Annotated in this window: 17 protein-coding genes; 6 read left to right on the top strand and 11 right to left on the bottom strand. The window is 34.1% G+C overall.

The genetic code is table 11. The features are described from left to right. The 3 genes from ACTJIW_RS03030 to ACTJIW_RS03040 all read right to left on the bottom strand — a co-directional run bounded on the left by ACTJIW_RS03030 (position 1) and on the right by ACTJIW_RS03040 (position 6,257). Complete coding sequence (locus ACTJIW_RS03030; protein WP_440715571.1) at positions 1-1,677, bottom strand: AIPR family protein; 1,677 nt, start codon at positions 1,675-1,677, stop codon at positions 1-3. 577 nt (positions 1,678-2,254) lie between these two features. Next, positions 2,255-3,511, bottom strand: a complete 1,257-nt coding sequence (locus tag ACTJIW_RS03035) for a retropepsin-like aspartic protease family protein (protein WP_440715570.1) — start codon at positions 3,509-3,511, stop codon at positions 2,255-2,257. Positions 3,512-3,797: 286 nt separating this feature from the next. Beyond that, positions 3,798-6,257: a hypothetical protein gene (locus ACTJIW_RS03040; protein WP_440715569.1), complete on the bottom strand. Its 2,460-nt coding sequence runs from the start codon at positions 6,255-6,257 to the stop codon at positions 3,798-3,800. Between the two features lie 370 nt (positions 6,258-6,627). Here ACTJIW_RS03040 and ACTJIW_RS03045 point away from each other — a divergent pair, with 370 nt between their 5' ends. Then, entirely contained in the window at positions 6,628-7,044 is a 417-nt protein-coding gene (locus ACTJIW_RS03045; protein WP_440715568.1) for an OsmC family protein, read from the top strand. Positions 7,045-7,103: 59 nt separating this feature from the next. After that, a complete protein-coding gene (locus tag ACTJIW_RS03050; protein ID WP_433812103.1) occupies positions 7,104-7,871 on the top strand; it encodes an alpha/beta hydrolase in 768 nt (255 codons plus the stop codon). 183 nt (positions 7,872-8,054) lie between these two features. Here ACTJIW_RS03050 and ACTJIW_RS03055 read toward each other — a convergent pair whose 3' ends face one another. From ACTJIW_RS03055 to ACTJIW_RS03085, 7 genes are all read right to left on the bottom strand, one after another. Beyond that, a complete protein-coding gene (locus ACTJIW_RS03055) occupies positions 8,055-9,026 on the bottom strand; it encodes a hydrogen peroxide-inducible genes activator (RefSeq protein WP_012026004.1) in 972 nt (323 codons plus the stop codon). Between the two features lie 309 nt (positions 9,027-9,335). Continuing rightward, the gene (locus tag ACTJIW_RS03060; RefSeq protein ID WP_274250367.1) at positions 9,336-10,061 is read right to left on the bottom strand and encodes a siderophore-interacting protein; all 726 of its coding nucleotides are present in this window, start codon (positions 10,059-10,061) and stop codon (positions 9,336-9,338) included. Positions 10,062-10,142: 81 nt separating this feature from the next. Then, positions 10,143-10,991 carry a helix-turn-helix domain-containing protein gene (locus ACTJIW_RS03065; RefSeq protein WP_440715567.1) on the bottom strand — a complete coding sequence of 283 codons (849 nt, stop codon included), beginning with the start codon at positions 10,989-10,991 and terminating at the stop codon, positions 10,143-10,145. A 78-nt stretch (positions 10,992-11,069) separates the two neighbouring features. Next, positions 11,070-11,234, bottom strand: a complete 165-nt coding sequence (locus ACTJIW_RS03070) for a hypothetical protein (RefSeq protein WP_440715566.1) — start codon at positions 11,232-11,234, stop codon at positions 11,070-11,072. A gap of 30 nt (positions 11,235-11,264) precedes the next feature. After that, complete coding sequence (locus tag ACTJIW_RS03075) at positions 11,265-11,801, bottom strand: DUF6934 family protein (protein WP_440715565.1); 537 nt, start codon at positions 11,799-11,801, stop codon at positions 11,265-11,267. A 42-nt stretch (positions 11,802-11,843) separates the two neighbouring features. Then, the gene (locus ACTJIW_RS03080) at positions 11,844-12,362 is read right to left on the bottom strand and encodes a MarR family winged helix-turn-helix transcriptional regulator (protein WP_440715564.1); all 519 of its coding nucleotides are present in this window, start codon (positions 12,360-12,362) and stop codon (positions 11,844-11,846) included. A gap of 2 nt (positions 12,363-12,364) precedes the next feature. After that, entirely contained in the window at positions 12,365-12,856 is a 492-nt protein-coding gene (locus ACTJIW_RS03085) for a GNAT family N-acetyltransferase (RefSeq protein WP_440715563.1), read from the bottom strand. Positions 12,857-13,087: 231 nt separating this feature from the next. On the opposite strand from ACTJIW_RS03085, the gene ACTJIW_RS03090 reads away from it, so the two are divergent. Further along, the gene (locus tag ACTJIW_RS03090; protein ID WP_012026010.1) at positions 13,088-13,432 is read left to right on the top strand and encodes a winged helix-turn-helix transcriptional regulator; all 345 of its coding nucleotides are present in this window, start codon (positions 13,088-13,090) and stop codon (positions 13,430-13,432) included. A 10-nt stretch (positions 13,433-13,442) separates the two neighbouring features. Next, positions 13,443-13,925: a GNAT family N-acetyltransferase gene (locus ACTJIW_RS03095; RefSeq protein WP_440715562.1), complete on the top strand. Its 483-nt coding sequence runs from the start codon at positions 13,443-13,445 to the stop codon at positions 13,923-13,925. Between the two features lie 71 nt (positions 13,926-13,996). On the opposite strand, the gene ACTJIW_RS03100 is transcribed toward ACTJIW_RS03095, so the two are convergent. After that, positions 13,997-16,231 carry a DUF6055 domain-containing protein gene (locus tag ACTJIW_RS03100; RefSeq protein WP_440715561.1) on the bottom strand — a complete coding sequence of 745 codons (2,235 nt, stop codon included), beginning with the start codon at positions 16,229-16,231 and terminating at the stop codon, positions 13,997-13,999. Between the two features lie 579 nt (positions 16,232-16,810). On the opposite strand from ACTJIW_RS03100, the gene ACTJIW_RS03105 reads away from it, so the two are divergent. Together ACTJIW_RS03105 and ACTJIW_RS03110 are read left to right on the top strand one after the other, a co-directional pair. After that, entirely contained in the window at positions 16,811-17,674 is an 864-nt protein-coding gene (locus tag ACTJIW_RS03105) for a DMT family transporter (protein WP_440715560.1), read from the top strand. 160 nt (positions 17,675-17,834) lie between these two features. Beyond that, entirely contained in the window at positions 17,835-20,279 is a 2,445-nt protein-coding gene (locus ACTJIW_RS03110) for a TonB-dependent siderophore receptor (protein WP_440715559.1), read from the top strand. Positions 20,280-20,286 lie beyond the last annotated feature (7 nt).

Genomic DNA, 20,286 nt, shown 5'->3' on the forward strand with positions numbered 1-20,286 from the left:
TTATTTCATTAATGATTTCATTTGCCTACATTTTGTATAATTTCTCAATGTATATACTATCATTGCATCTGGATATTCCTTTTCAATTACATCTTTCAATTCATTAACATATTTCTCAACAATTACGGGTAAATCATTCTCTAAAAAATTATCAAAATTTGGATAACTATCTGCTAAAATTCCCTTATTAATTTTTTGAAAAATAATATGAGACACAAATGCATTCCCATAACGATAAATACTTCTTTCCCTACCTTCAGTTGCTGTTAAAGCCATTTTATTCATCGTATTAGAAACATATCTGTATATTTTTAAAGCTTTTATTATTTTTTGGGCTGATGTATTCTGATTAAAAAGATCTGTATATGGTGTTTTAGTAACATCTTCCCAAAGTTTTCCAGATTCTTTTTTAACCATCGTAGAATAGTCTACATTATCAAAAAGTGATGCAAGACTAAACGCAACTTCTTCAAGAGAAAAATTACTTTCATCATTTACAAACTTTTCATCTGTTCTTTTATAGTGATATTCGATATTTTCCAGCTTCAATTCTATCTTAATTCTTGCTTGCTCAGTATCCAAAGAAACGAAATCTTTTTTCTCTACCTTATTCTGAGTATTAGTTGCAACAGTAATTCTTGGACCAAAACCTATTGGGCTATCTTCAAGTGAAATGAATTTAACTATTACTTTTACTTTACTCAGTTCTTCTGGATTACTTTCATGAAGTGATCCAATTGAACCAAGAGTTTGTGCACCATTAACAACTGCAATACCATTACAAGTAAATGCTCCGATTGCTTTATCTGCACCACCGATAAGCTTTTTCTTAATACTGTCACATAAAATAGTTATACCATTGTTAAAATAGATAAAATTATCAGGTTCAGTCTTAATGGTTTTTATTATCTCATCGTTAACTGTAGAAGTTCCTAAAAAATTTCTAATATTTTCTGTAAAAAGTCTTCTTCCGTATTTTTCCCATAAAAGTCCCAAATCAACACCTGTAATTTGTCCATAATAAGATTTAAATGGTTCATCAATATGCCCCCAATTTGAAATTGTAATATCTTCAATTATTGGTGCTCTTCCAACTCCCGTTTCTAGCCCTTTATAAACTTTATCAATATTAAAATCTGTAAAAAATAAAACTTCCTCAGTATCGTTCTGTTCTTCTAATAAATCATTTATTGAATCCCAATTATGACTTGAAAGTTTTTTACCTGTATAGGCAAATAAAATTTGAATCTTAACTGCTGAATCATCTAACGCTTCTAGTATTTCATCTTTTCTGTCATTCACTTTTCCATTAAATCTAGTAAAATTACCGTCTATGAGCTTTTTTACACCTTTTGCAAATTTTTCCACATCACCATTATCAATACCTCCTGTACCATTTTCGATAAACTTAGATTGAACTAACCAAAGAGTTCGTGCAACCCTATCATAATAAATAGCATCAATTCCATTATCATCAAATCCATCAGTAATTGAAATACTTGCTAAATCAACACTAGCCACAGCTTCAATTGTTAAGGCATATGCGGATAAAGCTCTAGAAAGAAAACTTTTTTGTTGTTCATCAGAAGGTCTTTTTTCTAGATCAGAAATATCAATTTTGCCATTAAAAGTTTTATCCAGATAATTTTTAATTCTATTTACAATTAATTTACTCATTTTTATTTTTTTATTAATTCACAACATTTCTATAATCTAATAACTGAATTAGTCACAAAGATTAATTTAAAAAAAATCTAATCATTACGGCAAACCGTAAAACATCAAATTATTTTGACAAGTGTAGTTATAAATAAAAAAATAATCCCAAGTATATATACTGCTTTTTCTTATTCAAAATGAAAAAACATTGATTATATTTACTTTGTGGACGCAATTAATTTCATAGGTTTTCTAGGCACTATTTTAGGAATATACTCATTCTTAAGAAATGACACGTCATTATTTTGCCTTTTAAAAAAAACTAAAATGTGGGGATATGATGGGAAAAACTTCCCACTAATTTTAAAACTCATTAACTAACAAATACTTATGAGTGTTTTTGTAACCCCTCCGGTATTTGAACTTTTACATTTTCTAATCATTTTTTAAATTTTTAACCTAATTTTTTATCATAAATGAAAAAGAATTCATAAACAATTTCCTCTACAATATGAGTCTTTGTAGTTACGAAATGGTAATAAATTAATTTGCAAAAAAAAGGATTGCTACTAATAATTTCCAATCTATTGTTTACTCAATCCTCCAACCTCAAATAACTACCATCAAAACTAATCACCACCTTTTCAAACTGTCCCAATACATCCTGCCCAATATTTCCAAAATTAACTTCGCCATAAACGCCATAATTCTTTTGGTCAATTTCTATTTTTGGGAGTTGAATTAGTTTTTTTCCAAGATAGAGTTGCTGGTCTTTTAAAACCAAAACTTCTGTAGAAACTACTTCTGCGCCAGCGCTGGAGGATTTAGACGTTTCTACAATACCCATGCGGTCAAGATCGGTTTTAAAGGTTTCATAAAATGCCTTGTTGAAAAGACTTTCTTTTGCTCCGCTGTCAAAATTAAACGGCAGGGTTTTGCTTTTATACGTAAGCATTACAATCGCTCTGAGTTCGTCTACAAATAAGTTTTTTTCGGTTGTATTGGCCTCTAATTCTTTAGAAAAGGTAAGTTTATCTTTTTCAATTGTAATCGTTCCTAACTCTTTTACTATAGGAAAACCAATAATTCCGTTAATGATATAAGCGCCATCTGCAAATGTAAAAGCCTTATCTGGATATACTAAAAACACGGCATTATGAATTTTCAATTCTCCTAGATTAATTTCGGGTGCAACGCCTATTCGAACTTTGTTTTTTTGTCCCGTAAAACTCGCCACTGAAATGTTATTATCGGGCAGAATTTTAACTCCCATTTTCTTCGCCACACTTTCGGTAATACAGCTGATTCCTGCTCCGGTATCAAAAACAAAACTGGACAGCGTATCGTTTGCTTTAACTTCGGTTGTAATTAAACCTGCTTTGTCTTTTACCGCAGCAATTGAAATTGTAGAAAATTTATCGATTGTCTGCGAGCGCGTATTGCGTAAAGTCTGCCAGATTCGCTGTGTGTTTAATTCGTCCTGAAGTTCATTTTCGGTATACTGTTTTTGAAATTTAAGAGTTAAAACTTTAGAAGCCGTATATGCTAAATTGTAATTAAAGAGTTTGATATAGTTATCATTTTTCAGTTTCGCAAATTCATAACTATTGGTAAGTTCGTTGTTTTTCAAACTGTCTAAATACTGGTTTGACAACTTGGGTTTATTACAGACATTGGCATATAATCCTTTATAGAAATAATAATCTTTGCCTTTTTCCTTATTGTTCAAACTATCCATTTTAGCATACTGATGCTGTTTGCTTAATTCTTTTAAACTAATGTCGGGGCTGGTTTGTCCTAATGCTGTCTGCATTGTAAATAAAAGACAAAGTAAAAGTTTGTTATAGTTCATTTGTCTGATTTTTTGAATGTTAAATATAGGGAATTTGTTTTGTTTCATGTTTTAAGTTTCAAATTTTCATAATCTGTCATTTCGACGGAGGAGAAATCGCACGCGCATATTGACAAAGATTGGCGACATACTTTGCGGAATTTCTAGTGCGATTTCTCCTCCGTCGAAATGACAAACTTTGGCGAAACCTGAAACTTCAAACTTGAAACAATCAAAACAAAAAAATCAGGTCTGGCATTAACAACCATTCCTGATTTTCCTATTGTAATTAACCTTTTACTTTTATTTATCTTCTGCCTCTAAAACCGCCGCCGCCTCTAAAACCTCCTCCGCCAAAACCACCTTGATGCTGGAAGTTTTGGAAATTTCGGGTTTGCGATTCTCCGCGGTCTCTTGAAAAAGCTGAGCGGTCAAGATCTTTTGTAATGTCTGGACGTCCGGCTTCGCCAAGAGGTTTATTCGGTTGTCCGAGGGTTTGATTAACTTTAGGGAAATTATCGCGCTGGGTTCTGTCTGCTAATCGGGTTTCGCCTCCCAGGTTTTGTTCCGGTTTCGGTAAGTTATCACGCTGAATCCTCTCTCCTGCTCCATTCGCACCCAATCCCTGATTCGGTTTATTACGCTGAATGGCTTCACCTGATTTTTTCGACGACCCTAAAGTTCCTGCTTGAGTCCAGCCGCCGTTTCCATTGTTATAATGACTCCAGTTTCCGTTCGCATCTCTTTTATACACATGTCCGTCGTGACCTGCATATACATTATTGTTGGTATGAATTGTCGTTCCTCCGCCTCTACGATTTGTAATTACGCCTTTATTTCCGCCAGAAGTTTCATAGCCAATTGCTGTACCGCGTCTGGTTGTAATATGTCCTGTCTGCGCCCATTGATTGCCATTTGTGGCGGCTGAATGTCCCCATTGTGCATACGCATTATGTCCCTGATTGGTTCTGGCATAATTTCCCGTCCACGGATTGTAGGTACTTGCAGCAGTTCTACCGCCATACCATCCCTGAACACTTGCAGAGCGTCCGTATCTTCCTGTTGCGGGATTGTACCAAGCCGAAGTTCCTGCTGCGCCATAAGGTCCGTAAACACGTCTTCCAACAGCATAACCACCCGTCCACGGATTGTAAACTGCTCCTCCTCCATACGCATACGGCCACGGACGATAAATTGGATACATGCCGCCATAATACACATAAGGAGGATAATACCATCCTGTACCATACGTTAATATTGCGCCTACCGCTGCACCAATAATAAAAGCTCCAAAATAACCGGCTGTTGTACTGCTTTCTACAGTGGTATCGGTTGTAGTTTGTGTAACGTATGTCACATTATACACAGGTGAACTCGGCGGAATGGTATAAATTTCTTTCGGAACAGAATCGCAGGTTTTCCAAGGTCCGTTAGGACTTGTCGACATAAACCAAACGGCCTGGAAACATAAATAATACAAATCGCCTACTTTTATAATTTTCTCCTGGGTATTGCTTGCATACTGCATTTTTGTTCCTTCAATTGGTTTAAACTGAGGCGCTCCGTCGTAGTTTACTTTTACTTTGGCTTCGGCATCAGATTTTTTTAAAATGGCCGTTGTAGGAACCTGCGATAACATTACGGCATCTTTGGCTTCCTGTGTTCCGGGAACAGACGACAATACATTAGCACGCGGTGAATTTTTAGGAATTTTGGCAAAATCAGCAGGAAGGCTGTTTCCGGCATACTTCCACGGTCCTGTTAATTCTTTAGAACTAAACCACCTTCCGGATAATAATACATAATACTGTCCATTGGCTTCGTCGGCAAAAACATCATTTTCGGTATTGTCTATGTACATCAATTTCGTTCCATCGATTTTAATGAATTTTGGATTTCCGTTTACGGCAATTAATTCAGCAGGTTTATTGCTGTAGAAAACTTCTGGTGCTGTTCCGGTCGACGGAGGCGGAATCATTTTTTTTACATCATCAAAATTTTGTCCGGCTGGCAGATTTATGAGTCCTGCAGGCAGTTTGGCGGTTTTAACCCATTTACCTTCTAACTTTTTTGAAGTCAGCCAGACATTTTCTGCTAACAGATAATAATCTTTAGAAGTCTTATCAAAAAACAAATCCCAGTTTGTATTTACTACATATTGTATATCTGTTTTTTCTACAGGCACTAAAACGGGTTCTCCCTGCACGATCAACAAAACTGCCGGATTTGTGCTGTAAAAAATTGCCGGAGGATCATTTTTAGCTGTAATTCCTTTCGCCGGACTTTTGGTTGCGCTTAAATCTGCCAGAATACGATCTACCGAAATAGGATCACCGCTTACGGGCAGTGTTTCTTTAAAGAGTTTTTCCATTTCGGGAACTTTCTTTTTATCCAGAGCGGGAAATCGGACATCGGTTACCTGAAGGTTTTTAATAAAAGCACTTCGGTTGTCTTTATCTACCAGTGTTTCGGCTTGTAAAGAAGCTACACCCAAAACCTGTTTGCCGTCTTTTGGGGTTAAAGAAAAAGCAACACGGGCTGTAATTTCTTTATAATCTTTCCAGTCATCGACCTGAGGCTGATAATAAACGAGTTTTGTACCGTTATTTTCGGCTTCACGAGGCCAGCCGTTATCTGCAATTAATGTAGTATCAGCGGTATCTGACTTTCCATTGTCTGTATTGGGCTGATCAGTAGTTTTATCTTTTTTGCAGGAAAACAAAACTGAACTCAAACAAACTACAAGTATTAGAAAAGCTTTTTTCATAAATTTAAAAGTTAGATTATTCATTAAAAATTTATTCTCAAGGGGTATTCCTTCAAAATTGTTTTGAATAAAATTAAATTTACAGTAGATATAAAACTAAAAATCAATCGTTTAGTTGGTTTCAAATTCTAACTTGAAACCAAATATTATATAAATGATCCTTCTTTTTCTAAATATTTACAATTTACCATAACAAAAATTTTATCAGTAAAAATTTTGTTATGTCCTTTAAAACCTAACATTATAATTTATTTTTATAAATACTAAAAATTATTAATTTGATTAATAACAACCTTCACTATACCTTTGTCTCATCAAAATCAAAGAAATGATTTGATCATCTTAAAAAATAACTTTAAAAATAGAAATCATGAAATTTACAAGAAGAGCAAACGCAAACTGGAAAGGTACTGGAATGGAAGGAAAAGGAACCATTAGCACTCAAAGTACAACTTTAGATAATGCACAATTATCTTTTAAAACCCGTTTCGAACAAGGTGTTGGAACAAATCCTGAAGAATTAATCGCAGCGGCCCATTCTGGATGTTTTACAATGCAGTTAAGCTTTTTATTATCTGAAGCCGGATTTGTACCCAAAGATTTAGACACAACGGCTAAAGTAACTTTTGAAGATGGAACCATTACTTTAATTCAATTAGAATTAACTGGAAAAGTTCCCGGAATCTCTGAAGAAGATTTTCAAAAAACAGCTCAAAAAGCAAAAGAAATTTGTCCAATTTCGAAATTATTGAACACTGAAATTACTTTGGCGGTAACGTTGAACTAATTTAAAATAAAACAACACAACAATCTAAAATCTAAAATCAACAATCTAAAATTTTAAAAATGAAAACAATTAAAAGCTATTTAGCATTCGCAGCAATAATTTTTAGTCTGGTATTTACAACAGCAAATGTAAACGCGCAGACTGCTCCACAAATTAAAAACGTAGTATTGGTACACGGTGCTTTCGCAGACGGTTCAGGATGGAAAGGTTTGTACCAGATTTTAACTAAAAAAGGATATAATGTAACGATCGTTCAAAATCCGTTAAGTTCTTTAGAAGATGATGTTAAAGCAACAAATTTAGCTCTTGACAAACAAGACGGACCAACAATTTTAGTTGGGCATTCATGGGGCGGTACTGTAATTACTGAAGCAGGAAATCACCCAAAAGTGGCGGCTTTGGTTTATGTGGCGGCTTTACAGCCTGATAATGGCGAAAACTCAATTCAATGGTTACAAACAGCGCCTCCAGCTCCTGAAAATGGTGTACTGCCTCCAGATGATAAAGGAATTGCTTATTATGACAAAGCTAAATTTCACGCTGGTTTTGCAGGTGATTTAAGCAAAGAAGATGCTGATTTTATGTTTGCTTCGCAGGGTGCTTTTCATGCAAACGGTTTTGGAACACCAATTACTAAAGCAGCATGGAGAACTAAACCTTCTTACGGAATTGTAGCAACTGAAGATAAAAGTATCGTTCCCAGTATTCAACATGCAATGTACAAACGTTCTAATACCAAAATCACTGAAATAAAAGGAAGCCACGTGGTTTTTATTTCTCAGCCGGCTAAAGTTGCTGATGTAATTATTGCGGCTTCGAAAAAGTAATAATTGATTTACTTTGAGTTGATATTTAAACACATAGAAACATAGCTTTTTATACTTAAAAAAAGGCGTTTCACTTGTATAAATGCACATAGCTATGTGTGCTAAAACAAGTGAAACGCCTTTACATACAAAGAAAAGCTATGTTCCTATGTGTTTAAAAAACTTGATAATTGTAATAGATATTTAAGAAACTTTACTAATCGCTTTTACAAAATACGGCGAATCGTTCCAGCGGATTTTTCTGTAGGCAAAGTCTTTTTTGAGTGATTCGGGAAGACAGTTCCAGATGGCTTCGTTCATTTTTTCGAGTAAGAGTTTCTTCGAAAAAGAATCTGAAACTACTAAACTTATTTCTCTTACCGGAATAGGTTCTTTAAAAGGTTTAAAAAGCTCCGATTTTGCTTCGTTTAAAATAGAAAGCTGCGGTATAATCGCAAATCCTAAATGTGCGCGAACAAGATTTTTTAGGGTTTCTATTGAATTGATATCATACGTAAACTGTTCTTTGATTTTATCTGATGATTTTAATCCGCAGATATCCAGAAGCTGTGCATTGTAACAATATTCATGATGCAGCAGCAGCAGTTCGGTTTTGTCTCCCGGCTGAAGTTCATAAAAATCTTCTTTTGCCATTGGGTGCGATTCATTCAAATAAGCTACAAAAGGCTCTTTAAAAATAACATGTTCAATCAAATTGGGATTTCCTGTTGGTGTCGCCATAATAGCAGCATCAATCGCACCTATTTCTAAATCTCTCATTAAATGTCCCGTATATCCTTCCTTAATGATGAAATGTACTTTTGGCGCAGCTTCTTTCATTGCCTTAATAAACAACGGAATCAGGTACGGAGATAAAGTCGAAATAATACCCAGTTTTAATTCTCCTTCGAGAAGATTTTTTTCGTTTACCACAAAATCCCTGATTTCATCAGCTTCACGAAGAATTTTTCGGGCTTTATTGATAATTTCTGTACCGAGAATTGTAGGCGTTAAAGGCACTTTGTTTCGGTCGAAAATCTTGATTCCTATTTCTTCTTCAAGATTTTTTAACTGAATTGTTAATCCTGGCTGTGTAACCATACAGACTTCGGCTGCTCTTGCAAAATGGCGCTCTTCATCTAAAGCTACAATATATTTTAACTGTTGAATGGTCATTGTTTCTAAGTTTCTAAGATGCTGAGATGCTAAGGTACTAAGATTTTTTTCTTTTTACCGGCGGTTTTCTTTTTTGGGGTACAAATCATTTTTATCTCTTTAGGAAAATTTGTAAAACTTTAACATTATTCTCAAATCCGTATTATAGCTTTTATCGTACATATATAAAATGAGGTTTGGGAATGGGGTAAATTCAAATGGAGTAGTTTTTGGAGCATGTTGGGTTTATCATTCCTGAATTATCATTATCAAATCAAATAACTTCAACAAAAAAGCGATCCTAATAGATCGCTTTTTATTTTTTATAAATCAAAGTCCGACTTTGCCTTCTGCCCAATAAGGCTGGGTGTGAATATTTTTATTAGAAACACCTTTTTCCCGCAGTGCTTTTCGAAAGGCCTGAATTGATTTTGCATTTCCCATTAAATAGAAATAGCCTTTTTTCCACAATTCCCAAATTTCGGTATCCAGATTATGAAGTGATTTTATTGCCCATTCTGCTTTATTGACAGATTTTGGAACAATGTCTACAATGAGTCCAAGCTTTTTAGGAATATCTGCCGAAAGTTCGTCTAATTCCAGAATCCCTAAATAGTTATTTTCGGTTCGGTTAATTTCGTCTTTCATGCTCTTAAAAACGCTGATGCAGGTTTCATCTCCAAAAAAGAAATGGTATTGGGCTTCATTATTAAAAATCTTAAATCCTCTTGGCATCCCAACGGTAATCTGGTCGCTGGGCTTTAGATTATTGATAAAGGCACTTCCTGGTCCGTTATGGTGAATATGAAAAATGATTTCAAATGTTCCGTTTTCGCTGTCCCATTTACTGGGAGTGTAATTTCGGTAATTAGTGTCGTCAATTCGTATAACAACTGCTTGTCCGAGTTTAAATTTAATATGCGGAAAATTTCCTTTAAAATTGATTATTTTGATATTTGGACTTGGTGTTTCTATTGTCGTAACATTTACTTTAGAAATTTTGTTCGTAAAAGTCATTTCTATAAAATCACCAATAATTTTGGGCATTGAACTCATAATTTTCAGGTTTTAAAATTCAATTCAAAATTGAAGATAAAAGCCTGAAAAGACATTGAATAATAAAAGGCAATGATTGGACTATTCGCGGAATTTTTTGCGAAAAGCAAGCGGGGTTTCTTTTGTAATTTTTTTGAATAGACGCGAAAAATAGGTATGATCCTGAAAACCGAGTGCAAAGGCAATTTCTTTTACTTCACTTTCTGTATAATACAATAATCTTTGTGCTTCGATAATCATCGCATTTTGAAGCCAATAGGTAACAGATTTACCAGAAGAAGCATTGACACAATCATTTAAATGTGAGGTAGTAATATTTAATTTCTTTGCAAAATAAGACGGACTTTCGAGAAAAGTACGATCTGTAATAAGCTTTTTAAAATTAGCATAAATAACAGCCGACTGGTTTTTAAATTCTTTTACAGGGCTTTTTGATTCTGCATATAAATTGGCAAAATGATAAATCAGGGCATTAAAAAGTCCGTTAATAATTTGTGTTTTATTTGAATTACTGCTTGTAAAAGAGCGGTGCAGCAGTTGAATGATATCTAACAGTTCTTCTTGTTTTACCGGATCAATTACATTGAGCTGTTCTGAAACTGTCAGACTTTGAAAAACTTCCAGACAATTATTGGGAATAAGAAAAGGTGCAACGCCAATATAATATCCTGCCGCATCTGGTGTTCCATCCTGCCCGTGATGAATTTGAAGCGGTTTAATCATCAATATATTGTCAGCATTTATTTCGATATCGATCATATCACATTTAAGCACGGCATGACCGTTTGTAAGTACAAAAAATATAAAGAAATCATCACGATGCGCCTCTAATCTGATTTCAAAATCAGCCAGATCATCGGGAGAATGATAGGCAATAAAAATACCGCCTACTGCATCCGGACTTTGATTATATATTGGTATTTTTTTCAATGGTTGTGGTGTTTTTATAATATTCAAATTTCAACAAAAAAGCGATCCTTTTGAGATCGCTTTTATATTTTTTTTTAATTAAAATAAAATTGGTAATTTAACATTTTCCAAAGTCTTCTGTGCAAGTGCCGTTTTCTCAGGAAATAAATCTTTTCCTTTCACTTGATCCAAAATTTGAATAAGCCTATTTTTTGATTCTTTAGATATAGGAATCACATTTATTTTTTTCGCTTCTTTTTTCATGATAATCAATCTTGCTTCATACAAAATTATCTATTTTTTCTTATAAATTAGTATTGCAGTGTAGTTATTTTTAGGCACATACTCAACAAATATTTTCAATTCATCATCAAATCCATAAAACACATAATCTTTTAAAAAGTGTTTGAAGTTCTTGTCTAAAAAATAAGTATAAATTCTAATACGTCTATTTTTATTCTTACAGATTTGATTACAATTTTTAGAACATGTATTTCTACACTCTTTTTCAAATGAAGCTTTGCTATCGCTTCCTTGAAAATAGATGGGAAAATCTGGATTATCTTGAAAAAATTTTGGTATTGTACTTAATACCGTATTAAATACTATTCTTACATCTCCATTATTACTATTCTCTTCATCAGAAATACTTTTATTTTCTAAATTGCAATCTCCAAAACCTAAATTGTAAAACGTTTCATTGTTTTTGGTTTTCATTTTTGAATACTGCACAGCTTTGAGAATTTTTCTTTTACCTCTTGTTTCAAAAAAATATTGGATGATTGAATTTTCTATTGAAAATGCAGTATAATAAATATCAATATTGATCAATTTTTTTGCTGCAATATTACTAAAGCTAAAGTAAAACAGCAATTAAAAAGTAGTAATATTTTTACATTTTAAATATTGCTTCTCCTCTTCGCTTTTCAACTGTAAAGCACGCTGTAAAAAACTTTGGTGTACAATTTTATTTTCGGCTTCATTAATTGCCTGAAGCAGATTGTTTTGATTATCGGCTATATCACTTAAGGCTTGTTTCATAACATCCCAAACGGGTTTCATTTGTTCGATTAGTTCTTGTCCTTTTGCTGTAAGCTGAATGAGTCTTTTGCGTTCGTCGATTTTATCTTTTTTAGAACGAATCAGTTTTTGTTTTTCGAGTTCTTTGAGCAGACTTATGGTCGATGGATGTGTATAGCCAATTTCGTTAGCAATTTCAACAACACTCAAAGTTTCTTTATGATATAAAGTATAAATAACCGGAAACCATTTAGGCTCAAAATCAATTCCGTATGATTTATAAAACAAAGCACCGTCTTTTCTCAATTGTTCGCTTAAGCGCTGCAATCGTGTTGAGATGGCTAATATTCCTGATTCGTCTATTATATTCATCTTTATTTTTTTAAATTTAAATGGCAGAACACATTGTCTGGCGCCATTAAAGGAAATCCTTCTGGAAGTTTTTCTTTCTGGATTCGCACAAAATTATTCTTTTCATAAAAACGCAATGCTGCTTCGAGTATGGTAATGGTTCCCAAATATAAATCATCAATTCCGTTTTTTTTGCTGTAAGCAATTAAAGTCTCTAATAATTTTTGAGCAATTGCATATTCTTTTCCTCGAAATTCTTTTTTTACAAACATTTTTCTAATTGCTGCCGCATTGTCTGCAAATTTTACCAGTGCAATTGTTCCCACTAATTGGTCATCAATAAAAGCTCCCCAAAATCCGCCTCCGTCTGCATAATAAAAGTTGGGAATGTTAAACAAATCCGGCTGGTCTTCAATAGTAATAGGTACATTAAATTCTTTTTGTTGAATAGTTAATACAAGATCAACAATTGCATTTGAATACTGGTTATCGACAGGTTTAATTATAAGTTTCATAATATTAAAAAAATTTACTTTACAAAACTACGTAGTTAAATACATAAATAAAAACATTTATTTAATTTTATGATTTCTTTTAATACTTTTGTTTGGATTGTGCTATTAAAGCGTATATCGATAATCATGAAAAGCGAAGTTTTTTAATACTGCATTTTAAATGATTTTACAAGATTTATGGGCAGTCAAAAAAATTAAAATTTCTTATATAACTTTTAGGGTTTAGAAAATATGGAACGAAATCAAAAAGAAGAATTTCAGGCGCTTCAGGATACTTTATATGTTTTGGGCGGTAAATGGAAACTGCCTATCATTAATTCTATTTGTAACGGAAATAGTCGTTTTAAGGAAATAAAAGACAGTATTCCGGGTATTACTGCGCGGATGTTATCGAAGGAATTAAAAGATATGGAGCTCAATAATCTGGTAAAAAGAACAGAAGACCGCGATGCCAAAGTGCCCATTCTTTATGAGTCAACGTCTTATTGTCAATCTTTTGGGCCTATCATTTCTGAAATGATCAAATGGGGAATTTCACATCGAAATCATATTAAAAAACAGCAGGAAAAAATTTAAAATATAGTATATGAATTTTAGAAACGCCGTTATTGCTGACTTAGCAGTAATAAACGAAATAGAAAATGCTTGTTTTCCGCCAAACGAAGCAGCAGGCTTAGAACGTATATCAAATAGACTGGAGGTTTTTCCACAGCATTTTTGGCTTTTGGAAGAGAACGGAAAAATCCTTGGCTTTATAAATGGAATGATTACTCCTAATAAAAGGCTGATTGATGAAATGTTTAACAATGCAGGACTGCACGATGAAAATGAAAAATGGCAGGCTGTATTTGGTTTAGCTGTTTCGCCTGAATATCAAAAAAATGGCTGTGCGGGAAAATTAATTCATCATTTAATTTCAAAATCTAAAGAACAAAACCGAGCCGGAATCACGCTTACGTGCAAAGATTATCTCATTTCATTTTATCAAAAATTTGGATTTGAAAATTTGGGCATTTCAGCTTCTGTTCATGGCGGAGAAGTCTGGCATGATATGGTGCTTTCTTTTTAAACCTGAAACAAAAAACCCTGCCGAACCTAACCAATCGACAGGGCAAAAAAAAATGGAACTAAAAAACTAATTTATTGTTTGATAAACGATTTGTTTACAATGTTTTTTCCTGTTTGAATGCGAAGTATATAAACTCCCTGATTCAATTTACTGCAGTTGTATTGTATTTCATATTGTCCTGCTTCATAGTTTTGACTGGTTACAACATCTAATTTTCTTCCGTTTGCATCAAATACAGAAATCGTAACTTTTTCCTGTTCTTTTTGGTTAAATGAAATCGTAAGATTTCCTGCCGTTGGATTTGGGAAAATACTCAAACCATAATTTGCAGTATCCAAAATTGGATTACTGATTCCAAGAGTTGGATTTGCACAAACTGGCGTTACACTAAAAGCCATAGATGCTGCAGAAAAATTGGTAAAGGCAGTATTTATATCAATATTCGAAGCATCGCTTTCTCCTTTTCCGTCACATTCTGTTCTTCCATTTCTCCAATATGGAAACTGCAGATATACTCCGTTTGTCGAACAGCTTCCTATTTCGGCATCTCCTCCTACTACAACTGAATTTCCAAAATTGCCTGCAAACAGCATGGCATTTCCTTTTATATTGGCAGAATTGGTAACAGAACCGCCTTCCATCCATCCGTTTCCTTCAACAATTGCATTTCCTGATAAAGTCGCATTATACACACATGCATTGTCTCTTACTATTGCATTACCGCTTATATTACCACCTTCGACCATTGCATATCCATCAATTCTGGCATTACCGGAAATTGTACCGCTTCTAACAATAGCATAAGGTCCAACATATACCGTTGAAGCAACATTAGCACTGTTTGAAACCCATCCGCCTCCGTTGGCATGAATGCGTCCGTTAGTTTTAAGAAATTTTCTAAAATTAGCCGCCGGCTGAAATCCTTCAGGATTTGCATTGGCGATTTTTAATTCATACGGATATCTTCTTTGTTTAGGATAACCTACATCCATATTGTAATTAACATGGCTTTTTGGAGCGGCAAATACCACCAGAAACATATTCGCTTCTGTTGAAGAATCTAGTGTAAAAGAAGCTTCTCCATCTGAATTGTACATAGGGCTGTAACGTGAAATTGATCCGTCGGTTTTTGTCGTTACAAATCCGTATCGCCATCCTGCCTGAGCCGGATTAACTTCAGAATGTCCTTTAAATTTAATAGTAACTTTTTTTTGCGTTTCAGAACAAGTTGGATATAAAGGAATAATATTCATTCCGTAATCCTGAGGCGCCCAGTCATTATTCGTATAATATTGATCTGTTGTACCATTTACTTTTGTTAAAAGCGTGTATTGTCTGCTTGTATAACGCGGCATTCTGGTTTCGATAAGTTTGTATACTTCGCGGATTTTTTTTCCAAAATTGCTGGTGTTGTTAATCTGAGAAGTCCATTGAATAGGATAATCAAATGCAGGCTGTCTCTGGGCATATCCCCATAAATAATCGTTAAGCTGTTCCTGTGTAAAACCTTTTAATCTTTTGATTGTTTCAAGCGGATGTTCCTGATTTTTAGATTCAGCCCACATTCGTCGGGTAAAATCAAAACCATCTTTTTCCTGAACGTAATACATCAAATGAAAATTGGTGTAATGATGACGGTTTGATGACCACATAAAATGTCTTGTTTGTATCCATCTTGTTAAAGTACCGTCAATTTCTGCCCATTGCGGATAAGCTTGTGCCCGCATAAAATTAGCGTGGCCTTCAAAAAACGGACCAGCCCAATCGTAACCCGCAAATGCAGTCCCATTTCCGGGATTTTCCTGAATACGCATCATCATTTGAAGCGTATGAGCGAATTCGTGCGATAAAGCTCCGCCATCTCGTGTTGCCTGAGGATGCACAAACATAGCCCCAATAACGTTACTAAAAGAACTTGCGTGTGCAAAAGCTTCTAATCTCGTGTCGGTTGAGTTCCAGGTATTCATCACCATAATGATGATTTTGTATTTCCCCACGTTTGTAGTAGGCGCATTGCTCACAAATTTTAAATCGGTTACAAAACGTTTAAAACTGTGTTCTAATGTATCAGCAACAGATTTTGGTGTAAATCGCAATGTGGCATCAGAGTAAGCTGCAGGATTAGTTCCTACTTTATCGCCCCAATAAAGAACGAAGTTTGTTGATTCATACTTTCTTGAATCCGATATTTTATTGTAAAATTCATTGTTTGGATTGCTCCATTCTGTAGGTATAAAAAGTGTTTTCTGCCCCATTGCAAAACAACTGCAAAGAAAAAGGACGGCTTGTAGTAAAAGTGTTTTCATGTATAAGTGATTTGGGATTTGATCTTATTTTATTCTTAAACCTAATTCTTGCCTAAATTTTAACAAACCTCTTCATTAAAGAATTTCATTTAAAACTGAAACCCTTCTCACCGTATTTTAAAAACAATATGAACTTTATTTTTTTTGCGAATATATGTATTAATTTTAATAAACAAGCTTAAAAATATCGACAAAAAGCAAATTTAATCGACGAAATACACTTTAACCCTTATAAAACCTACAAAATACACTTAAAAAAATTATCGGTTTTTAGGAAAATGAAGATTATAAAGTAAAACAATTGATGCAGGAAATTGATGTAGAGTTCATCCGGCAGATTTATCTTTCCAAAATACTGTTAACATATTTGTGAGGTTTAAGCTTTTTAAATATTTTTGGTCAAATTCCAAAAAATTATGAGCCAAAAAGGTTGTCTTCCTCCTCCTTGATTATAAATTAATCGTTCGACTTTATGCAGCGTTTCATACCGATATTTTTTTCGGCACATTCTGCTATGCTTACAAGTCAAATTTTAAATTAATTTATAATTCAGTCTTTTTTAGGCTTTTAGACAATCTTATGAAAAAATCATATATTTTATTACACATCGCTGTAATACTTGCCGGTTTTACTGGTGTTTTTGGTAAACTTATTTCGTTAAACGAAGGACTTTTAGTCTGGTACCGGGTTTTATTTTCTTCCTTGGTTTTATTGGTTATCCTGAAATTATTTAAGGTTTCAAAGGATATTTCTTTAAGAGAAAAATTCAATATTGCCAAAATTGGTCTTTTGATCACGATACACTGGATTTTCTTTTATGCCAGTATTAAATATTCGAACATTTCTGTGGGGGTGGTATGTTATTGTTTAACGAGTTTATTTACTGCCTTGTTCGCTCCGCTGATTAACAGAAAGAAATTTAATATTACAGAATTACTGCTTAGCATGCTGACTCTGGCCGGAATTGCTCTTATATTCCACTTTGATTCTTCTTATCAATTAGGCATTATTCTGGGTATAATTTCATCTGCTTTTGCGGCGCTTTATACCATTTTTAACGAACGATTGGTAACTATTTACGACAGCAGGCTTATCAACTATTATCAAATGAATGGCGGCACGATCGGGCTTGGTCTGCTTATGCCTTTATACCTTTATTTTTTTCCTGTTGAAAGTATTTTGCCAAGTGTAAAAGATATTTTCTACCTCATTATTTTGGCAGTATTCTGCACCGTTGGTTTGTATGTTTTGTTTGCAGAATCATTAAAAAAGATTGCTGCATTTACTGTAAACCTTACTTTTAACCTAGAACCGGTTTATGCTATTGTAATGGCTTTTTTGTTTTTTAATGAAAGTAAAGAAGTCAATATCTTCTTTTACATAGGACTGCTTTTTGTTATCGCTTCGGTAATATCACAAACGATAATTTCTATTCGAAAATAAAAAAAACTATAAGCCTCTTGCATTTTTGTAAGAGGCTTATTTCAATTCAAACTTCACTATATCGATTTCTTAAAATTAATGTGAATTGTGATAATTATTTATTTGTATTTATTCTAAATAAACATAGATTTGCGGTCTAAAATTAAAATAATCGCCCGCCATGAAGTTTACTTATTTATTTTTGATGCTTGCCTTTTTTACCATAGGCCAGGCTCAAAATGCTAAAATTACCGGAAGGATAACTTCCGAAAACAATGAAGCTGTTTCTTATGCTTCTGTCTCAATCAAAAGTCCAAAAAAGAACACAACCTCTGATGATAAAGGAAATTTTGAAATCAGTAATCTAACACCGGGAAATTATACTATTTACTTTTCGGCAATGGGGTTTTCTGTTCAGGAAAAAACCATAGAATTACATGAAAATGAAAACCTTGAACTTTCTATCTCTTTACAGGAAAACATTAATACACTGCAGACTGTAGAAATTACAGGACGAAAAGAAAAATCATATAAAAACACAAAATCGTTTATTGGAGCTAAAACCGAAATTGCTTTAAAAGATCTTCCACAGGCAGTTTCGTATGCTACAAAAGAATTAATTGCAGATCAGGGATCCATTCGCGTAGGCGAAGTTGTCAAAAATTTCAGCGGTGTAAGCCAGTTTACTTTTTATGATGATATTTCGATAAGAGGTTTTAGAATTAACGGAGGAAGCAACACGCAATTGCTTAACGGAATGAGAACTTCGACTGGTTTCTGGAAACAGCCTCTTGCCAACTATCTCGAGCGTGTAGAGGTTTTAAAAGGTCCTTCTTCTGCTCTATTTGGAAATGCTTCTCCTGGAGGAGTTTTAAACCGTGTTACAAAAAAACCATTAGATCAGGCTGCAAACAGCGTAAGCTTTTCTACAGGAAGTTTTAATACTTTAAGAGCTTTAGCCGATTTTACAGGTCCGTTAACCGAAGATAAATCACTTTTGTACCGTTTGAACCTGGGTTACGAAAATGCCAATTCTTTTAGAGATTTACAATTCGATAAAAATATTGTAATTGCTCCTTCTCTTTCATTCCTTCCAAATGATAAAACAAGCGTTAACTTTGACTTAATTTACACGGGTTCAAAAAGTAACTTAGACCGCGGACAGTCGACTTATGAAAATAATTTGTATTCGACTAAAATTTCAAACTCTTTAAACTCTACAAATGATTATTTAAATGAAGAAACGTATATCGTTACAACGTCATTAAATCATCAGTTTACAGATCGTTTGTCATTTTCGGCTTCGTACATTCGTACAGGTTACACAGAAGATCTTTTGGAACACCGCGGTGCTAATAAATATGCTTCTGCCGGAGACGGATCTACAATTCCTACGGCAATCGAAATGCAGGTTTTTCAGCGTAAACGTAAGCGTTATATTGACAATCTTTCTGCTTTCTTTAAATATCAGGCAAAAACTGGAGCTTTAGACCACAATCTAATTGCAGGTTACGATTATGCTCAGGAACAAGTTCCGTCTGGAGGCTCGCAGTTACAGGCAACCGGATATAGAAATGCAGCAAACAATGGTTCTATTGCAACGTATGATCCGGCAAAAAAGAATCTGTATTTGTTAGATTCTAAAGGAAATCCTGTACCAAACGTGGCGCATTTCGATTTAACAAATCCAATGGCTTCACAGCAGTTAAAAGACATGAGTAAATATTTCTATGTTGCCCGTCCGTTTGATCCAACCTATTATTCGTTGTATGGAGTTTATCTTCAGGATCATATTAAATTTGGTGCATTTCAGGCTTTAATTGGTGTTCGTTATGATGAATACAGCGATAAAGAAAACTATAAAAAAGCAACTGAAAAGAAAGTAAAACAGCATTCATTCCTTCCTCGTTTTGGATTAACTTATACACTTAACCCGAACATAAACTTGTACGGAACTTATGTAAAAGGATACAACCCGCAGACCGCTTCTTCATTATCAAACCCAAATGCAGGAGGACCGTTTGATCCGTTAGAAAGTAATATGGTCGAGTTTGGAGGAAAATCTTCGTGGTTTAAAGAAAAACTTTTTGTGACTGTAGCTTTGTTTAAAATCCAGCAGAAAAACACTTTATACCCTGCCAACGATCCAACAAATCCAGATTTAATGAGATCAATTGGTCAGGAAGAATCAAAAGGTATTGAAATTGATGTAAACGGAAGCATAACACGCAACTGGAGTATTTCGGCGGCGTATTCATACAATGAAGCTGCCATTACAGAAAGCCCAGTAGATTCTGAAATTGGAAGACAAAAACCAAATACACCAAAACAGCAGGGAAATGTCTGGACACGTTATAACTTTACAGACGGTGCTTTAAAAGATTTTGGCGTTGCTTTTGGAAGTAATTTTGTAACTACCCGTAACTTAAGCCAGACAGTAACACAGACCATTCCGGGTTATACTTTATTTAATGCTGCTTTGTATTACAACATTAATAAATTTAAAATTCAGCTGAATGCTAACAACATAACCAATAAAACGTATTGGGTTGGAGGTTACGATTATATTCGTTTATTTCCTGGTGCTCCTTCCAACTGGCTGTTAACACTTGGATACTCATTTTAATAAATGC

The organism is Flavobacterium sp. 22659, from assembly GCF_052044235.1.
GTDB classification, from domain to species: Bacteria; Bacteroidota; Bacteroidia; order Flavobacteriales; family Flavobacteriaceae; genus Flavobacterium; species Flavobacterium johnsoniae.

What these genes read in the sequence shown, in the direction of transcription:
- ACTJIW_RS03055 (WP_012026004.1), bottom strand. Translation starts at nt 9,026, where the DNA reads ATGACCATTCAACAGTTAAAATATATTGTAGCTTTAGATGAAGAGCGC.
- ACTJIW_RS03095 (WP_440715562.1), top strand. Translation starts at nt 13,443, where the DNA reads ATGAATTTTAGAAACGCCGTTATTGCTGACTTAGCAGTAATAAACGAA.
- ACTJIW_RS03040 (WP_440715569.1), bottom strand. Translation starts at nt 6,257, where the DNA reads ATGAAAAAAGCTTTTCTAATACTTGTAGTTTGTTTGAGTTCAGTTTTG.
- ACTJIW_RS03070 (WP_440715566.1), bottom strand. Translation starts at nt 11,234, where the DNA reads ATGAAAAAAGAAGCGAAAAAAATAAATGTGATTCCTATATCTAAAGAA.
- ACTJIW_RS03090 (WP_012026010.1), top strand. Translation starts at nt 13,088, where the DNA reads ATGGAACGAAATCAAAAAGAAGAATTTCAGGCGCTTCAGGATACTTTA.
- ACTJIW_RS03050 (WP_433812103.1), top strand. Translation starts at nt 7,104, where the DNA reads ATGAAAACAATTAAAAGCTATTTAGCATTCGCAGCAATAATTTTTAGT.
- ACTJIW_RS03030 (WP_440715571.1), bottom strand. Translation starts at nt 1,677, where the DNA reads ATGAGTAAATTAATTGTAAATAGAATTAAAAATTATCTGGATAAAACT.
- ACTJIW_RS03105 (WP_440715560.1), top strand. Translation starts at nt 16,811, where the DNA reads ATGAAAAAATCATATATTTTATTACACATCGCTGTAATACTTGCCGGT.
- ACTJIW_RS03060 (WP_274250367.1), bottom strand. Translation starts at nt 10,061, where the DNA reads ATGAGTTCAATGCCCAAAATTATTGGTGATTTTATAGAAATGACTTTT.
- ACTJIW_RS03080 (WP_440715564.1), bottom strand. Translation starts at nt 12,362, where the DNA reads ATGAATATAATAGACGAATCAGGAATATTAGCCATCTCAACACGATTG.
- ACTJIW_RS03045 (WP_440715568.1), top strand. Translation starts at nt 6,628, where the DNA reads ATGAAATTTACAAGAAGAGCAAACGCAAACTGGAAAGGTACTGGAATG.
- ACTJIW_RS03085 (WP_440715563.1), bottom strand. Translation starts at nt 12,856, where the DNA reads ATGAAACTTATAATTAAACCTGTCGATAACCAGTATTCAAATGCAATT.
- ACTJIW_RS03035 (WP_440715570.1), bottom strand. Translation starts at nt 3,511, where the DNA reads ATGAACTATAACAAACTTTTACTTTGTCTTTTATTTACAATGCAGACA.
- ACTJIW_RS03100 (WP_440715561.1), bottom strand. Translation starts at nt 16,231, where the DNA reads ATGAAAACACTTTTACTACAAGCCGTCCTTTTTCTTTGCAGTTGTTTT.
- ACTJIW_RS03110 (WP_440715559.1), top strand. Translation starts at nt 17,835, where the DNA reads ATGAAGTTTACTTATTTATTTTTGATGCTTGCCTTTTTTACCATAGGC.